This window comes from Actinoplanes utahensis, assembly GCF_016862455.1.
GTDB lineage: Bacteria > Actinomycetota > Actinomycetes > Mycobacteriales > Micromonosporaceae > Actinoplanes > Actinoplanes utahensis.
On sequence record NZ_BOMZ01000001.1, the window covers coordinates 88,362 to 104,037 of the forward strand.

At 72.0% G+C, this 15,676-nt stretch carries 10 protein-coding genes; 5 read left to right on the plus strand and 5 right to left on the minus strand.

All coding sequences use genetic code 11. The features are described 5' to 3' along the window. Positions 1-127 precede the first annotated feature (127 nt). Complete coding sequence (locus Aut01nite_RS00420; protein ID WP_043528142.1) at positions 128-415, minus strand: STAS domain-containing protein; 288 nt, start codon at positions 413-415, stop codon at positions 128-130. Next, complete coding sequence (locus Aut01nite_RS00425) at positions 415-4,458, minus strand: SpoIIE family protein phosphatase (RefSeq protein WP_043528144.1); 4,044 nt, start codon at positions 4,456-4,458, stop codon at positions 415-417. Before Aut01nite_RS00425 ends, Aut01nite_RS00420 begins: the two co-directional genes overlap by 1 nt. 342 nt (positions 4,459-4,800) lie before the next feature. Between Aut01nite_RS00425 and Aut01nite_RS00430 the strand changes: the two genes are divergently transcribed. The 4 genes from Aut01nite_RS00430 to Aut01nite_RS00445 all read left to right on the plus strand — a co-directional run bounded on the left by Aut01nite_RS00430 (position 4,801) and on the right by Aut01nite_RS00445 (position 11,304). Then, positions 4,801-5,028, plus strand: coding sequence for a hypothetical protein (locus Aut01nite_RS00430; protein WP_043528146.1), 228 nt, complete (start codon positions 4,801-4,803; stop codon positions 5,026-5,028). Then, complete coding sequence (locus tag Aut01nite_RS00435; protein WP_043528149.1) at positions 5,025-5,249, plus strand: hypothetical protein; 225 nt, start codon at positions 5,025-5,027, stop codon at positions 5,247-5,249. The genes Aut01nite_RS00430 and Aut01nite_RS00435 overlap by 4 nt, the downstream gene beginning before the upstream one ends. Positions 5,250-5,329: 80 nt before the next feature. Then, the gene (locus Aut01nite_RS00440; RefSeq protein WP_204037381.1) at positions 5,330-9,787 is read left to right on the plus strand and encodes an ATP-binding protein; all 4,458 of its coding nucleotides are present in this window, start codon (positions 5,330-5,332) and stop codon (positions 9,785-9,787) included. After that, complete coding sequence (locus tag Aut01nite_RS00445) at positions 9,778-11,304, plus strand: AAA family ATPase (protein ID WP_152628815.1); 1,527 nt, start codon at positions 9,778-9,780, stop codon at positions 11,302-11,304. Before Aut01nite_RS00440 ends, Aut01nite_RS00445 begins: the two co-directional genes overlap by 10 nt. Here the strand turns inward: Aut01nite_RS00445 and Aut01nite_RS00450 are convergent. Both Aut01nite_RS00450 and Aut01nite_RS00455 read right to left on the minus strand, forming a co-directional pair. After that, positions 11,301-11,945 (minus strand): NYN domain-containing protein, encoded by a 645-nt coding sequence (locus Aut01nite_RS00450; RefSeq protein WP_043526998.1) that lies wholly within the window; start codon positions 11,943-11,945, stop codon positions 11,301-11,303. The two genes, Aut01nite_RS00445 and Aut01nite_RS00450, sit on opposite strands and share 4 nt — an antisense overlap. A gap of 193 nt (positions 11,946-12,138) precedes the next feature. Next, positions 12,139-13,323, minus strand: coding sequence for an adenylate/guanylate cyclase domain-containing protein (locus tag Aut01nite_RS00455; protein ID WP_043526999.1), 1,185 nt, complete (start codon positions 13,321-13,323; stop codon positions 12,139-12,141). A gap of 228 nt (positions 13,324-13,551) precedes the next feature. On the opposite strand from Aut01nite_RS00455, the gene Aut01nite_RS00460 reads away from it, so the two are divergent. Continuing rightward, a complete protein-coding gene (locus Aut01nite_RS00460) occupies positions 13,552-14,505 on the plus strand; it encodes a hypothetical protein (protein WP_043527001.1) in 954 nt (317 codons plus the stop codon). Positions 14,506-14,786: 281 nt separating this feature from the next. On the opposite strand, the gene Aut01nite_RS00465 is transcribed toward Aut01nite_RS00460, so the two are convergent. Then, positions 14,787-15,401 carry an ATP-binding protein gene (locus Aut01nite_RS00465; RefSeq protein WP_083999252.1) on the minus strand — a complete coding sequence of 205 codons (615 nt, stop codon included), beginning with the start codon at positions 15,399-15,401 and terminating at the stop codon, positions 14,787-14,789. Between the last annotated feature and the right edge of the window lie 275 nt (positions 15,402-15,676).

Genomic DNA, 15,676 nt, shown 5'->3' on the forward strand with positions numbered 1-15,676 from the left:
TCGACGCCGCCATCGTCGAGCGGATCGCCATGCGGCATCCGACCTGGACTCATGGGCGGCTGGGGCGCCGCGTTCTCTCCCAACCGGCGTGGACGTGCCGGCGGCGGCCCGGAGGGTGCTGGCCGTGTCAGGTCTGGTGGACGGTGGTCAGGCCGGCGAGTCCGGAGATCTCCAGTAACGGGGCGAGCAGCGGCCCGGTGCGTACCTCGATGTGGTCCGCCTGTGCGAAGAGGGCCGCAAGGCCCGCGCTGTCCAGATATTCCACCGACCTCAGGTCGACGACCAGCCGTGACCCGTCCGTGGCGGTGACGGCGGTGGCCAGGGCCGTCGCGAACGTCTCGGCATTGCTCATGTCGATCTCTCCGGCGGCGGTGAGCACGCCGGAGTCCGTGGTGAGGGTGAGCGCCGTGGTCATCAGGAGATCCTCGCCTGCATGTCGACGATGGTGCCGGTGGTTCCGGAAGTGACGGTGACAGCGTGCATGAAAGCACGCATCAGTTTCAGCCCTCTCCCCCGATAGGGGCTGGTGGCGGGGTCCGGGGTCTTCCAGCGGCCGGTGTCGGTGACGATGAGGCGCAGGTCGCCGGCGGTGGCGGCGGCACGGAGCCGGATCCGGCCGCCGGGGGCGTCGCGGTGACCGTGTTCGATGGCGTTGGCGCAGGCCTCGCCGGCGGCGACGAGGATGTTCTGGGTGGTGTTGGCGTCGATGCCACAGCGTTCCAGCCAGTTGCGCAGGGCGGCGCGGACACCGGAGAGGCGGCCGGACTCGGCGGGGAATTCCAGTTCGAGGGGGCCGGGGTGGCGGTACAGCAGCAGGGCGACGTCGTCGTCGTAGCCGCTGTCCGGGGTGAGCCGGTCCATGATCTCCGACGCGAGGTCTTCGATGGGGGTGCCGAGCCCGTGCCGGACGGCGGCGCTGGCCTGGTCGATGCCGATGGAGAGCGGGCGGCGGCGGCGTTCGACGAGGCCGTCGGTGTAGAGCAGCAGGGTGGCGCGGGGCGGAACGGTGTAGGTGGCTTCCGGCCGGTCGTCGCCGGGGTGCACGGCGAGCGGCCGGGAGCGGCCCTGGTCGAGCAGGTGGGTGGTGCCGTCGGGGTGGCCGACGATGGCCGGCGGGTGGCCCGCGCTGGAGTAGGTCAGGTGGCCGGTGGCGGCATCGAGGACGCCGCAGAACACGGTGGCGCAGGTGGCGCCGGGCAGGTGACCGGCGAACTGGTCGAGGGACATCAGGGCGCGGGCCGGGCTGGAGTCGCGCAGCAGCAGGGCCCGGCAGGCGCTGCGCAGCTGTCCCATCACGGTGGCGGCGCGCAGGCCGTGGCCGACACAGTCGCCGACGACGATGCCGATCCGGCCGTCGGCGAGTTCGATCGTGTCGTACCAGTCGCCGCCGACCTTCAGCGGCCGGGTGGCGGGCTCGTAGCGGACGGCGAAGCCGCTGGGCAGCCGGTCCGGGCCGAGAATGGCCCGTTGCAGGGCGAGCGCGGTCTCCCGCTGCTGGTCGATCTGGTGGATGCGGTGCAACCCTTGGCTGAGGTGGCCGGCGAGCAGCGCGAGGAGGGTCTCGTCCGGTTCGGTGAAGGGGCGTTTCGGTCCGGGTTCGATCCACAGGACCATGGTGCCGTACGGGTGGTCCAGGGTGATGCCGCTGCCCGCCGGGGTCAGCGCCGGCCGGTCGTGCAGGGCGAGGATCTCGTCGCGCCGTTCCGGTGCGAGCGTCTCCCAGGTCGGCGCGCCGTCGGTGGCGGTGACGACGGGACGGCCGGGCTCGGTGAAGACGGCCGCCAGGACGTACGCCGCCTGCCAGATCTCGCGCAGTTCGCCCAGGACCGCGGTGAGCGCGCCGTCGAGGTTCTCCGCCTCGGACAGGCACAGGCCCAGGGCGGCGAGGGCGCTGTCGCGCTGGATCGCGTAGTGCTCGGCGGTCACGTCACGGAACGTGCCGACGACGACGAGGCGGCCGGTGTCCGGGTCGCGGACCTGGTTGAACGCGGCGGCCGCCCACAGCCGGTGGCCGTCGCGGTGCACGACCGGGATCGTGTAGGAGCCGTGGGACTGGCCGAGCAGCATCGCGAGAGCGTCGGAGACGGCGTCGTGCGCCTCGGCGTCGGTCTCCGGGTCCGGCCACCACGGGGGGACGGGGCCGTAGGGCAGCCCTTCGGGCCCGTACCCGAGGATGTCGGTGAAGGCGCTGTTGATCTCGATGATCGCGCCGTCCTCGTCGCAGACGAAGAACGCCTCCTGCAGCGAGTCGATCAGCGCCGTCCGCCAGCGGGCGTGGTGGTTGCGCAGCCGGGACAGCTCGACGTTGGCCCGGACCCGGGCCAGCAGTTCGGCCGCGGAGAACGGTTTGACCAGATAGTCGTCGGCGCCCGCCTCCAGACCTTCGATGGACGCCTCCTCCCCGGCGCGGGCGGACAGCAGCAGCACCGGTGTGCCCGCCGTCCGCGGGTCCGCGCGCAGCGCCGCGACCAGCCGCAACCCGTCCAACCGCGGCATCATCACGTCGCTGATCACCAGGTCCGGCACGTCGGCGCGAGCGCTCTCCAGGGCTTCCTGACCGTCGGCGACCGCGGTGACCCGGTGCCCGGCCGACCGCAGCAGCCGGGTCAGGTACTCACGCATGTCGGCGTTGTCGTCGGCGACGAGCACGGCCGTGCCGCCGGGGGCCGCGGGTTCCGGGGCCGGCCCGGAGTCGGCGGGCAGCCAGCGCAGCGCCTCCTCCAGGAACGGCTGGGCGTCGACGACGGCGCGTTGCGGCGCCGCGGCCGGCGGGTCGGACTTGCCGAACGGCAGCCGGATGGTGAAGGTGGTGCCCCGGCCGACGGTGCTGTCCGCGGTGATCGTGCCGCCGTGCAGCCCGACCAGCTCCTGCACCAGGGCCAGGCCGATGCCGCTGCCCTCGTTGGACCGGGAGCGTGCGTTCTCGATCCGGTGGAACCGTTCGAACAGCCGGGGCATCTCCTCGGCCGCCACCCCGACGCCGGTGTCGGCGACGGTGACCACGGCCTCGCCGCCGTCGGCGTGCACCGCGACCCGCACCCGCCCGTCGAAGGTGAACTTGAGCGCGTTGCTGAGCAGGTTCAGGATCACCTTCTCCCACATGCCGCGGTCCACGTGCACCGGCTCGGCCAGCGGCGGGCAGTCCACGTCGAGGGCGAGCCCGGCCCGTTCGATCGCCGACCGGAAGACGCTCGCCAGTTCGGCGGTGGCGGCGGCCAGCTCGACCGGCTCGTAGACGGCCTGCATCCGGCCGGCCTCGATGCGGGAGAAGTCGAGCAGCGCGTTGACCAGCTTGCCGAGCCGCAGCCCGTTGCGCTGGATGAGCTCGAGTTGCTCGCGGGTCCCGTCGTCCGCGTCGGCGAGGAGATCCTCGACCGGGCCCATGATCAGAGTCAGCGGGGTACGGAACTCGTGGCTGATGTTGGAGAAGAAGGTGGTCTTGGCGCGGTCGAGTTCGGCCAGTTCCTCGGCCCGCCGCTGCTGCGCCCGGTAGGTGCGGACGCCGGCGATGCCGGCGGCCACGTGACCGGCGGCCAGTTCGAGGAAGCCGCGGTAGGCGGAGTCGAACGGGCGGTACCGGTTCAGGGCGGCGACGAGGAAGCCGTACGGCGCGCCGCCCTGTCGCAGCAACGGCAGCACCAGCGCCTCCGTCGGCGGCGCCGGCCAGTCCCCGGACGGCAGGACGGCGAACGGCTCCGCGGCCAGCCGCATCCGTACCGTCTCGCCCTGCGCCAGCCGCTCGACCGGCCACGTGCCGACGGCCGCCGCCGGATGCCCGGCGTCGATCCCGGTCGCCCCGGCGAGCCGCGCCGTGGAGTCGTCATCGAACAGGTAGGTCAGCGTGAACGGCAGGTCCCGCAGGTTGCGGCCCAGCTGCGCTCCCGCGAACGCCAGCATCTGCTCCTCGGTGCGCACCACGCTCGGGTCCGAGCCGAGGTCGCGCAGCGTCGCCATCCGCCGTTCGCCGATGACCCGGTCGGTCTCCTCGCTGACCACGCACAGCATCCCGACCACGGCGCCGTCGTCGTCACGCAGCGGGCTGTACGAGAACGTGTGGTACGACTCCTCGGGGTAACCGGACCGCTCCACGAACAGCAGCAGCCCCTCGTCCCAGGTCGCCTCCCCGGTCCGCAGCACGGTGTCGATGCGCGGCCCGATGTCGCCCCAGATCTCCGCCCACACCTCGCCGGCCGGCCGGCCGAGCGCCCACGGGTACTTGCGGCCGAGGGTGTTCCTCCGGTATGCAGCGTTGCAGAAGAACGTCAGCTCGGGGCCCCACGCCATCCACATCGAGAACCGTGACGACAGCAGGATGCTGACCGCCGTCTGCAGACTCTGCGGCCAGTCCTCGGGCGGCCCGAGCGGGGTCGCGCTCCAGTCCACCGCGGCGAGATCGTTTCCGACCTCGCTGTCGGCGGAGAAGACGTGTGCGGACGGCCGGCGCTCACTACCGCTCATCGCTGTTCGCTGTTCCCCTTGCCCCAGGCCGTCAAAACCCCGCCGCGCCAAGGTATCCGCCGGTCCACCGCCGCGGGGAGCGGGGTCAGCCTTCCGATGTCCTCCCGTACCCTGATCAACAAGTCGGCTAACACCGCCATCGGTTCCGGTCGGCGAGGGTTCTCTCACACCACGCTTCGGTACGGGCCACGCAGCGTCCCGTGACTCGCGGCGGCCACGGCAGGCCTCCCCTCCCGGCCGCCCCCGGCTGCGGGTCATGCATGCCCGTGCCGGTCACCCCTGATCACACGCGTTCCGCCGGCCGTGGGGCATCAGAGCGGGCCGGGCGGGTATAGGACGATCATGAGTGATGTCGATCCCGAGCAGTACAGCGAGTTCACCACCGGGGACGGGCCGGGTTCCGCCGACGCCGAGCAGCGGCGCGCCCAGGAGCATCCGGCGCAGGAGGCGCACGGCGGCAGCATGGCGCCCGGCCTGGTCGACGACACCGGTCACCGTACGCCCGAACCGGTCCCCGGCGAGGACGCCGAGGGTGAGCCGGCCGGCCCGGCGGGTAGGGAAGTGGCATGAACGACGTATCGGACTGGTATCCGCAGAACGATCCCGACCGGGCCCGGGGCCTGATCACCGACGCGCAGGGCGAGTTCGTCCAGCAGCATCCCGGCGGGGCGTTCGACCCCCGTACCTTCCGTCGCACCTCCCGTGCCGGCGGCCGGGGCCCGGCGGGACAGGCGCGCCCGGAGGGTGAGCGGGGGCCTTCCGGGTCACCCGCCAGTGTCCATCGTGAATAGTCAAGCCCCTGGTCGGCTTCGGACCGGCTCCCGCGAACGGTCGATCCTCAAGGGAGCCGGCAGCCGGTAGATTCCCACGGGTGCGGCTCGCTCCCATCAAGTCGCGGGTTCCGCTGGGGAGCAGTATTCGTGTCACTGTCTACGTCGGGGAGCCGATCGAGGGCACCCTTGTCGACATCGACGACGAATGTCTGATCATCAGCGACCTCGGCGGCGACGAGATCATCCTTGAAGCGCCTGCCATCGCCATGGTCGTGCGCACCTCCCCCGGCGCGAACGGCGGCGGTGACAGCGGCGCACGGCCGCCGGCGCCGATGCCGGAGGCGACCGACGGCGACGGCGGCGGCCCGGCGCCTCCCCCGGCGCCGGCCGCCGCCCCGGTGGTGCGGCACGTCCCGCTGCCGCCGGGCTCGCGGACGGTCCTCGCCGCCTTGACCCAGCAGGTACGGGCGGTCACCTTGGAGGTGCCGCCGGTCGTGTGGGAGGTCTACGACAGCGATCTGGACGTCGAATTCCGCCACCGGCTGAAACGCGACCTGGTGGCCGAGCGCAACCGGTACGAGTACGCCGTCAAGACCAAGGACCCGGACAAGATCCTGCAGTGTGTGGCGGGCCTGCGCCGGATCGCGGACGAGTACCGGGCCCCGGACGCGCTCCAGATCGCCGGCCGCATGCTGTGGCGGCTGGGCCGCCGCGAGGAGGCTCGCGACCTGTTCTCCGACGCGGCCGACGTTCTCGACGACAGCCTGTCGTGCTTCGACCTCGCGATGGCCCAGCGGCTGACCGGTGAACACGAGCACTCCCCGGCGACGCTGCGCCGCTGCATCAAGGCCGACTCCGCGCCGTTCGACCTGCCGCTGACCGCCCTCAGCGCGATCGCGCTGACCGAGATCGGGGGCCGGGCCGAGCTCGCCGGGCTGATCCGCGATGCCGCCCGATGGCCGGCCGGCGCCGGCCGGCTCGCGGTGCTGCACTGCGGCCTCGTCTGCGTGTCACCGACCGAGCTGACCGGGTTTCCCGGCGATCAGTGGAACTCCCCCGACGCCGCGCCGGAGGCGTTCCTGGCGCTCGCCGGCGCCCTTCATTTCGCCCCGGAGCCGGCCACCCCGGCCCCCGCCGCGACGGTCGCCCCGCCCGCCCCGTCACCGGCCGCCGAGCCGGCTGCCCCGATCGAGCCGCCGGCCGTGGTGGCCGTCCCGCCGGTGGAAGCGGCCTCCCCCGTCGAGGACCTCGCCCAAGAGGTGCACACCAGTCTGCGCCGTAAGGACCTCCCTGCGGCCGAGCGTTCGCTCGCCCGGCTGGTGCGGCTCGCCCCGGAGGATTCGCTGACCTGGACCGCGGAACGCGCCGTGTCGAACGCGCGCAGCGAACCGGCCCCGGGCACGCCGGTTCCCGGTCCGCCACCGAAACCGGCCGCGCGCAAACCCATGTACACCTCGCAGAGCAAGCACAGCGGCCCGTCGTCCCTGGCCGAGGAGGCGCTCCGGCTGGGCGACCTCGAGAATGCGGAACGCTGGTTCCGGCAGGCCATCGCGCAGGGTGATCAGCCGGCCCGCGCCGTACGCAGGCTGGTCAACATGCTGTCGACCCGGATGAAGAACCGGGAGGAGGCGCTGGCGGTCCTCGACGAGAACCGCCGGCTGTTCCGGACGCCGACGGAGCTGTGGAGCTGGTCGCAGGACCGCAGCACGGTGCTGGAGCACGCCGGGCGGTGGCCGGAGGCGGTCGAGCAGCTGCGCCCCATGATCACCTCGGCGCCGACCAGGGACGACCGCATCCGGGTGGTACGGCGGCTCACCGCCGCCCTGCTCAAGAGCACCCGGCACGAGGAGGCCAAGGAGCTTCTGGAGGCGGAGCTGCGCCGTCATCCCCGCCACCGGTCCCTGGAGACGCTGCTCGAACAGCTCAACACCGCGATGGAGACGAACATCTGGTCGGTCGTCGAGATGACGCTGCAGCTCCAGGTGGAGACGACGACCGAGCTGTCGCCGCTACTGGCGTTCCATCTCGACCGGTGCGAGTACTGGGGTGTCCCGACCGAGAGCCGGACCCGTGGGCAGTACACCGAGGAGGACATCGAGCGGGTCGACCGCCTGGTCTCCGGGCGTGCCAAGAACCGGTTGCTCGGCACGGACCTGCCGCGCGAGCGGGCGGAGGCCAACCTGTCCGCGGCCCGGATCATGCAGGACCTGGGCATCACCGACGACGGCTTCCGGAAACGCCTGCGGTACTTCGCGGCCGCCATGGGCGACGCCTGCGCCCTCGAGGCCAGGGTCACCGCCGACGTGATCCGCGCCTATTACACCGAGGCGGTGAGCGTGAAACCCGACTGGGACGACGTCGTCGACTTCAAGCTGCGCCAGCTCGTCATGTCGTTCACCCTCACCAACGTGCAGCTGCTCGAGGACGGCAAGGTGCCGCCGCTGGAGAAGGCGCTCGCGCTCGTCATGCGGCAGAAGCATCTGGCGCCGCAAGTCCTCGGCGCGTTGCTGGCCCTGCCGACCCAGGGAGAGGTGCCGGCCCGGCTGATCCGGCGGATCTGGGCCGACCGGACCACCCGGGAGCTGTTCCAGGAGGCCGTCGCCGCGCACCTCGGCTCGCCGACGCCACTCAACGACCAGGCCTCGTTCACCTCGGCGTGGGCGGCGGCCGCGGAGCAGGACCGGCGGGGACGCCGGGCGTACCGGCAGATCAACACGCTGGCCGAGGTCGGCCCGGCGCTCGTGGCGCTCGACCGGCACCGCGCGGAACTGGACCGGATCGCCGAGGAGACCCGCGAGCTGACCTCGAAGACGGACCTGCAACGGGTGATCAGCTGCCAGCAGATCGTCACCAGCCTGCGGCGGTACTCGGCGCAGGGCGCGTACGTCGAACGCGAGCGGCTGTTCAGCACGGTGCACGCCGCGATCCGGGACCTGGTCGCCGAGTTCGAGACCGCGCCCACGGTGCTGTCGGTGGAGACCCTGCACCCGTACCTGTTCGCCCTGGACCACGAGCTGGAGGAGGACTTCCGGCGGTACTCGGCGAAGGCCGCCCCGGAGAGTCTGCGGGTGGAGGTGGTCCTCGACCGGTACCTGCCGGCCGCCGGCGAGGTGACGGTGCAGCTGCAGGTCTCCAACGGCTTCGACGCGATGCCGGTGAGCAACGTGGAACTGGAGATCGTGCACAGCGCGGAGTACACCGCCGCCAAGAACACCGTCCCGGTCGCCGAGTCGATCGGCGCCGGGGAGTCCCAGACCTGCCAGTTGTCGCTGACGGCCACCCCGAACGCGATCGAGCAGGAGCTCATCACGCTGCACAGCAAGGTCGCCTTCACCCTGCGGTCGGGGGAACGGGTCACCGCGCCGGTCGAGCCGAAGTCGATCCGCCTGCATCCGGACGAGGAGTGGGTCGAGATCGACAACCCGTTCAGCGCCGGCCTGCCGGTCGAGGACCCGGGCATGTTCAAGGGGCGCGACGAGCTGATCGCCGATCTGATCGAGACGGTCGGCGACTCCCGGGGCAGCGTCATCGTCTACGGGCAGAAGCGGGCCGGCAAGTCGTCGGTGCTGTACCACCTGCGGGAGAAGCTGCGGCCGCCCTATCTGGCGGTGAAGATGAGCATCGGCGACCTCCCCGGCGGCGAGGACCTCGGTGACCTGCTGTACGCCATCGCCATGGAGATGTACCAGGTCCTGAGCGAGCGGGTCGAGGATCACGGCCTGCCCACCGGCCCGCCGCCGGAACCGGACGTCGAGCAGATCCGGCTCGCTCCGCAGCCGAAGTTCAACGACTACATGCGGCGGCTGCGCAGGTGGTTGCGGGACGTGCCCGGCCTGGGCGACAGCACCCTGGTGCTGTTGGTCGACGAGTTCACCGTGCTCCACACCAAGATGCGCACCGGTGAGCTGCCCAACGACTTCATGAAGGGCTGGAAGGCGATCCTGGAACGCGGCTACTTCCGCTGCGTGCTCGTCGGCAACGACCTGATGCCCCGGTTCATCCTCGACTACCCCAACGAGTTCCAGGTGGCGCTGGAGAAACGGGTCTCCTACCTCGGCGAGGTGTACGCCCGGCAGCTCATCGAGGATCCGATCCGGCTTCCCGACGGCCAGAGCCGGTACCGCGGTGACGCCGTCGAGCGGATCCTGCGCCTCACCGGCTGCAGCCCCTACTACATCCAGCTGTTGTGCCACGCCCTGGTCCATTACATGAACCAGCCGGACGTCCTCGCGGCGGTCATCGGCCCGGCCGACGTGGACACGGTGGCGAAGAAGCTGATCGCGGAACTGGACCGCAACCAGTTCGACAACCTGCTGACGCCGGGCGACAGCGAGGTGACCGACATCAGCGGTGACCTGGTCATCGAGGTGTTGCGGGCGACCCACCGGGACCCGGGGCGCTACATGTACCACGAGATCAACCACGGCGCCCACCCCGAGGCCGATCGCGTCATCCAGGACCTCGAACGCCGTGAGGTGGTGAAACGGATCCCCGGTGACCGGGTCCGCATCCAGGTCGGCCTGTTCAGCGAGTGGCTGCAGCACCGATGGATGTGAACCCGTACGCCAGCTACGGTCTGATCGTCACCGGCGCGGATTTCGTCGGGCGGCAGGACGCGATGCGGTCGGTCCGCAGCCGGATGTTCACGTCGCTGGCGCCCGTCTCGATCGTCGGGGCGCCCCGGATCGGCAAATCCAGCCTCGCCGCGCAGGCCCTCGAGACCTACGCCACCGGGACCAGCCCCGCCGGGCTCACCTTCGTCCCGATCACGATCACGGTCAGCGGCGCCGATTCCGAACAGTCACTGTTCCGTGAGCTCGCCGACCTGATCCACGAGTGGATCGAGGATCGTGGCCGGCTCACCGACCGGCTCCAGACGCCGTACGCCGCCCTCGAGGCCGCCGTCACCTGGGACGACATGTGCCGCTGCCTGAAGGCGTACCTCCGGCAGGTCCGGCGGGCCGGCTATCAGGTGGTCGCCGTGCTCGACGAGTTCGACGCGGCGCGCAACGTGTTCACCCGGGCGGCCCCGTTCGAGTTCCTGCGGACCCTCGCCCACGAGGAGAAGTTCCGGGTCGGGCTGATCACCACGTCGCGCCGCAGCCTGGGCGAGATCGTGGTGAAGTCGACCGCCGAGATGTCGACGTTCCCGGGGATCTTCGGGCAGTCGGTGACGGTCGGCTGCTTCACCGCCGCGGAACTCACCGAGCTGATCGGGCGATCGCCGTACCGGGACGCCGATCTCCGGCAGGCTCTGTCCGGGTGGCTGACCCTGGAGACCGGCGGCCATCCCTTCCTGTCCTCGGCGCTGCTGTCGGTGCTGCACGAGCGGTGGGCGTTCTACGGGCCGGCGCCCGCCGAGACGCTGGACCGCGGCTGCCGGCAGGCCGTCGCCGCCTGCGGCCAGCTCACCGTCGACTACTACCGGTCCATGCTGGAGCTGCTGCGCGAGGAGAACCGGCTGGGCAAACTGCTCGAGGTGCTGTTCGGGCCGCAGGAGACGGCCGGGCCGCTGGACGCCGAACGGATGTCGCGTGAGGGCATCATCAAACCGACCGACGACGGATGGACGGCGTTCTCCGAGAGCTTCGGGCAGTACCTGCTGTCGCTGGAGGACACCCGCGCCTCCGACGACTGGCGGCTGTGGCGCCGCACCGAGATCGGGCTGCGCGCCGCCCTCTCCTCGGCGCTGGAGAACGCGTACGGCGACGCCTGGCCGGTCACCCTCGCGGACAGCCAGTCGAGGCTGGTCGGGGAATGGCGCAAGCGGCAGGAACGCGACCGCGCGTTCGGCGAGGCGACCGACGCCGGCAGCCTTCTGGACTACACCCATCCGCGGGAGCTGCTGCAGGTCATGGTGCTGCACTGGCAGCAGGTCGAGCCGTACTTCGGCCGCGCCGAAGCGGAATGGCGCCAGCGGATCGAACTGATCGCCAAGGTCCGCAACCCGATGGCCCACAACCGCAACGCCGGCACGTCACCGACGTTGATGGAACACTTCCGGATCGCCTGCCGGGACATCCTCCACTGGCTCGCGGCCGCGGCCGCCACCCGGCCGGCTCAGAACGCCTAGGACCGGCGGGCGCAGGCGGCGTACGTCGCGGCGTCCAGAGGGATCGACCGGGTGCCGGGCACCGCCCGGTGCGGATGAGGCCGGTCGCAGACCGGGAAGGCGGAGTAGAGGGCGTACCGCCGGCCCTGCTCCAGGTGCACCTCGGCGAGCTGGCGCACCAGCGGGCCGAAATCCGCGTCCTGGGAGAGGATGACCAGCGTCGAATAGTCCTGCCGCCAGGCGCCGTTGAGCGCGAGCGCGGCCAGTTTGATGTCGGCGCCCTTCTCCTTGCGGCGACCGGCGATCGGGTTCACGTGCTCGCAGTGCGGGCAGACGACCTTCCGGTCGACCGGGGAGCCGCAGCCGCCGCAGGACATGTCGGAGTAGCGGAATTTCGCGTGCTCGTGCCGCACCCCGGCGTTGTGCAACCCGCGCAGCCGTTTGCGCCAGGTCATGAACTCGGGCAGCTCGCCCGGCTCGTTCCGGTTGGGCAGGGCCATCACCACGGCGACGTCGACGAGTGTCTCCTCGCCGGTCCGGGGCGCGAGGTGGGCGGCCAGCCGGTCGATCGGGAAGGTCCGCGCGAGGTCGAACCCGAGGCACGAGCTGGTGGAAAGGTAGTGGTTCCAGCCGTCGACCAGAACGAGACAACCACGCGCCATGTCAGCACCTCTTGGGGAAGGAAAAACCCCGCCGGGGACCGAATGGGCTCTTTGCAGAGTCGGCGCTAGCGACGGGGGCACGCCCAGCCTATCAAGGAGCGGGCGGCAGCTCCATGGCCGAAAGTCCCCCGTACGGCGTACCCGAATGTCCGATGGGGACCTCCACGTCCCGGAGGCCCCCACCGTCAGCCGGTCACGCCGCCGCTTGCATCTCCGGCAGCTCGATCTCCTCGGCGACACCCCCCTTCTCGTTGGCGCCGACCTTGAAGCTGAGCAGGGTGCCCGGCGCGTGGCCCTGCACCGCGGCCCGGGAGGTGAAGACGTGATGGGAGTTGCCGAGCCCGTCGGCGACCCGCAGCCAGCCGTGCGCCTTGCCCTCCGGCAGCCGCAGCGTCCCCTCGGCGTAGTCGCCGACCACCAGGATGCCGACGGCGGACCGCTTGTGGCCGGTGTCGGCCCGGCCGGACGCGACGAAGGCCGCCCGGCTGCCGACGGTCAGCGTCTCGGCGGCGTCCTCCGGGTAGACCATGTGGTTGCCGCGGAAGTAGAAGTCCTCGCCGGTCCGCTGGTCACGGAGGAAACCGAAGTTGGCCTCCGGCTTCCAGCAGGTCACCTCCCCCACGTGCCGCTCCTCCGGGGCGCCGGCCCGGCCGGCCTGACGCACGACGGTCAGCTGCGTGGCGACCGGCGCGGCGGCCGTGCGCATCCGGTCCGCGGTGCTGGTCACCCCCTCCGACTTCAGGCCGTGCAGCTGCTGGTCCCAGAAGACCTCGAAGTAGTCGACCGGCTGGTCGAAACCTTTGAGCGGGATGCGCTGGATGTCACCCTGATACTGCTCCGGAGCCCGCCCGAGCGCCGTGCCGACGCGGCTGGCGATCCGGGTCATGTTCGCCGCGGCCGCGGTCGCCCGGTCGATGAGGATGCCCTTGGGCGATGCCGCGTCACACAGCCGACGCGCCTTGTCGGCCACCATCCCGACGTAGTCACGGCCGCCGGTCGGGGTCTCGAACGCGACGATCGGTCCGGTGCTGACGCCCACACTGCAGTTGAAGTCGATCGCGCCCTTGCCGCCGGTACGCCCCTGGTTGGCGTCGTTGATCGCCTCCTGCACCTGGATCGCCATGTTCACCGCCTCGGTGGCCCGGTCGCCGTCGAAGGAGATCATGATGCCGTCGCCGAGGTACTTGATCTCGGCGTCCGGGTTGGCGCGGAACGCGATCGTGGTCACGGTGTCGTACAGGAAACCCAGCGAGGGCAGCCAGCCCGCCTCCGGCTGCTGCTCCTTCATCGCGGTCGAGCCGACCTGATCGATGAAGACGACGGAACGGTCCTCGCGGGACTGCGGGTCCGCGAACGAGTCACGAAGCTGAGTGGTCATGGTGAGCCTGCCTCTCTGGTGCTGCCGGAGGTGATGACGAGCCGTGCCGCACCCTTCTAACGGACAGGGGATCCCGCCCCGATTCCTTGACACCGGGCGTCGCCTGGGTAACGTGGGAGAGCCGATCGATCGGCAACCGAGCCTCGAGCTCACTACTGCGCCTCGCGCAGGACGCGCCGGCCACCGTGGCCGAACCCACCTTGTGGGGTTCTCCTCAGGAGCGCGTCCATGTCTTCCTCGTTCTGCCCCGCCACCAGCAACTGCCTGCCCCGGACCGCCGTCATCGCCTGGAGCGTCACGCGCCCGGCACGACACGCCCGGCACGAGGGGCACCGGACCGGCGCCTGCCGCACCACCGCCCCGTTCGGCCCGCACGACCCCGGCGCCCGGCTCCCCCGTCAGATCTGCGAGAGCACCGGCTGCGTGGACCTGTTCCTGGACGTGTGGCTGCACGCGCACACGGCGATGCACGCCAAGTTCGGTGACCCCGCCGCCGGTGACATCGACATGGCGCTCGCCTACTTCCACGCCACCGCGCGCGCCCAACTGCAGGAGATCGGCCGCCGAGGGCGCGCGGCGCGGGGCGGCGTCGCCAAACCACAGCGCAACGACGGGGTGATCGGCCGGGTCGCCCGGTCCTTCGGCGATCCCTGGCTGGCCGACGTGTTCCGGTTCCTGCTCGGCTACGCCGCCTCCACCGGCGGCGAGGCGGACGGCTGGCCACTGGACGTGCTCGCCCTGCGCAAGTCCGCCCGGGACGGCGTCGAACGCCCGGCCGGCGGCACGGCGACCCGGGCGGAACTGCGCGCCGACGTGGCGGCCTGCCTCGACGGGATCCGCCGGGAGGCGGGCGACGGCTGGCTGTACGAGTACCTGCTGCTACCGCTGGCCAACCGGGGCGCCGTGGCGCCGCTGCCGGACGACCTGGAACCGGCCGGGCCCGACGGCGATCCCGGCGATGCGGCCCTCGACGACGCGGCCGCCACGATGCTCGACGACCTGCTGCGCCGGGTCCGGTCCGGCGCCAGCCCGCAGGACGCGCTCCGGTCCGCCGTGGCCGCATGGTTCGGCGACGAACCGCACCCGGCGCACTGGGCCCGCCGGAGCACCGACGACCTCGCCGTGCGGCGGCTCGCCAAGGCGCTCCTCGCGGATCTCACCCCGGAACTGAAGGCGGCGTGACCGGCCGGTCCGATCCCGGGCGCCGCCGGCCGGGCGCCCCGGGCTGAGCCGTCCCGGCCCGGCGACCGAACCCCCCGGTCGCCGGGCCCTGCCATTGATCCGACGACTCTCCCCCGGACAGGCGGCTCCCGGTCGGCCCGCCCCCGAGCGGGCGGCTCCAGGTCGGCCCACCCGCAAGCAGGCGGCTCCAGGTCGGCCCACCCGCAAGCAGGCGGCTCCTGGTCGGCCCACCCGCGAGCGGGTGGCCCCCGGTGGGACGAGAGCACCGGGCCACTGCGCTGTCAGCCGGGCAGGCCCATCGTCACCGTGACGGTCACTCCGGACGGGCCGCTGCGGACCTCCAGGCTGTCGGTCATCTCCCTGGCGAGGAACAGCCCACGCCCGCCCGCCGACCGGGCGCCGGCGAGCGTGCCGACCCGTCGAGGATCACCGGTCAGGCCCGGGCCGCGGTCGCTCACCACACAGACGAGCGCCGACCCGGAACGGTGCAGCCGCACCCGGGCCCAACCGCCGCCGTGCCGGACCGCATTGGTCATCAGCTCCTGCACCGCGAGCACGAAGCCCGCCGTGACCTGGTCGGCGAGTCCGGCGCCGGCCGCCGCGATCCCGATCTCCCGGCGCACCGCACGCAGCCTGGCGCGCGTGACGATCCGGCTGAACGGCATCGGTGGCACGGGCACCGGCACCGAGCCGGCATCGGAGAGCACGCTGCCCGTCCGCGGGTGGGCGGCGTGCCGGCTCGCGGTCTCCGCGACGACCTCGACCGCGGTGGCCACCACCGCTGACGCCTTGACCCGCAAGGCGGCCGCCTGGGCGACCAGGTCCTCGGAGCGTTGAAGCTGCGCCGCGAGGTCGAGGGGCGGAGGGACCGCGTACGCCGGAAGCTCGTCCGCCATCGGCTCTCCTCGAACACACAGCCGCTGTCACGCGGCGCTCGCCACTTCCCCGGCCTCATCGCCGGGTCAAGAGTCTCACGCCCGCGCTCCCCCGACCGGGTCCGGCGGCCCCACCGGCACCATTCGTCGCGGGCCCGTACCGCGGCACGACACGACGGCGGCACGGCACGACGCGACGCGACGCGATGCGGCACGGCGCGATGCGGCACGGCGCGATGCGGCACGGCGCGATGCGGCACGGCGCGATGCGGCACGGCGCGATGCGGCACGGCGCG

Bases quoted from the DNA above. Each gene is read 5' to 3' on its own strand.
- Aut01nite_RS00420 (WP_043528142.1), bottom strand. From the start codon at position 415: ATGACCACGGCGCTCACCCTCACCACGGACTCCGGCGTGCTCACCGCC.
- Aut01nite_RS00425 (WP_043528144.1), bottom strand. From the start codon at position 4,458: ATGAGCGGTAGTGAGCGCCGGCCGTCCGCACACGTCTTCTCCGCCGAC.
- Aut01nite_RS00430 (WP_043528146.1), top strand. From the start codon at position 4,801: ATGAGTGATGTCGATCCCGAGCAGTACAGCGAGTTCACCACCGGGGAC.
- Aut01nite_RS00435 (WP_043528149.1), top strand. From the start codon at position 5,025: ATGAACGACGTATCGGACTGGTATCCGCAGAACGATCCCGACCGGGCC.
- Aut01nite_RS00445 (WP_152628815.1), top strand. From the start codon at position 9,778: ATGGATGTGAACCCGTACGCCAGCTACGGTCTGATCGTCACCGGCGCG.
- Aut01nite_RS00450 (WP_043526998.1), bottom strand. From the start codon at position 11,945: ATGGCGCGTGGTTGTCTCGTTCTGGTCGACGGCTGGAACCACTACCTT.
- Aut01nite_RS00455 (WP_043526999.1), bottom strand. From the start codon at position 13,323: ATGACCACTCAGCTTCGTGACTCGTTCGCGGACCCGCAGTCCCGCGAG.
- Aut01nite_RS00460 (WP_043527001.1), top strand. From the start codon at position 13,552: ATGTCTTCCTCGTTCTGCCCCGCCACCAGCAACTGCCTGCCCCGGACC.
- Aut01nite_RS00465 (WP_083999252.1), bottom strand. From the start codon at position 15,401: ATGGCGGACGAGCTTCCGGCGTACGCGGTCCCTCCGCCCCTCGACCTC.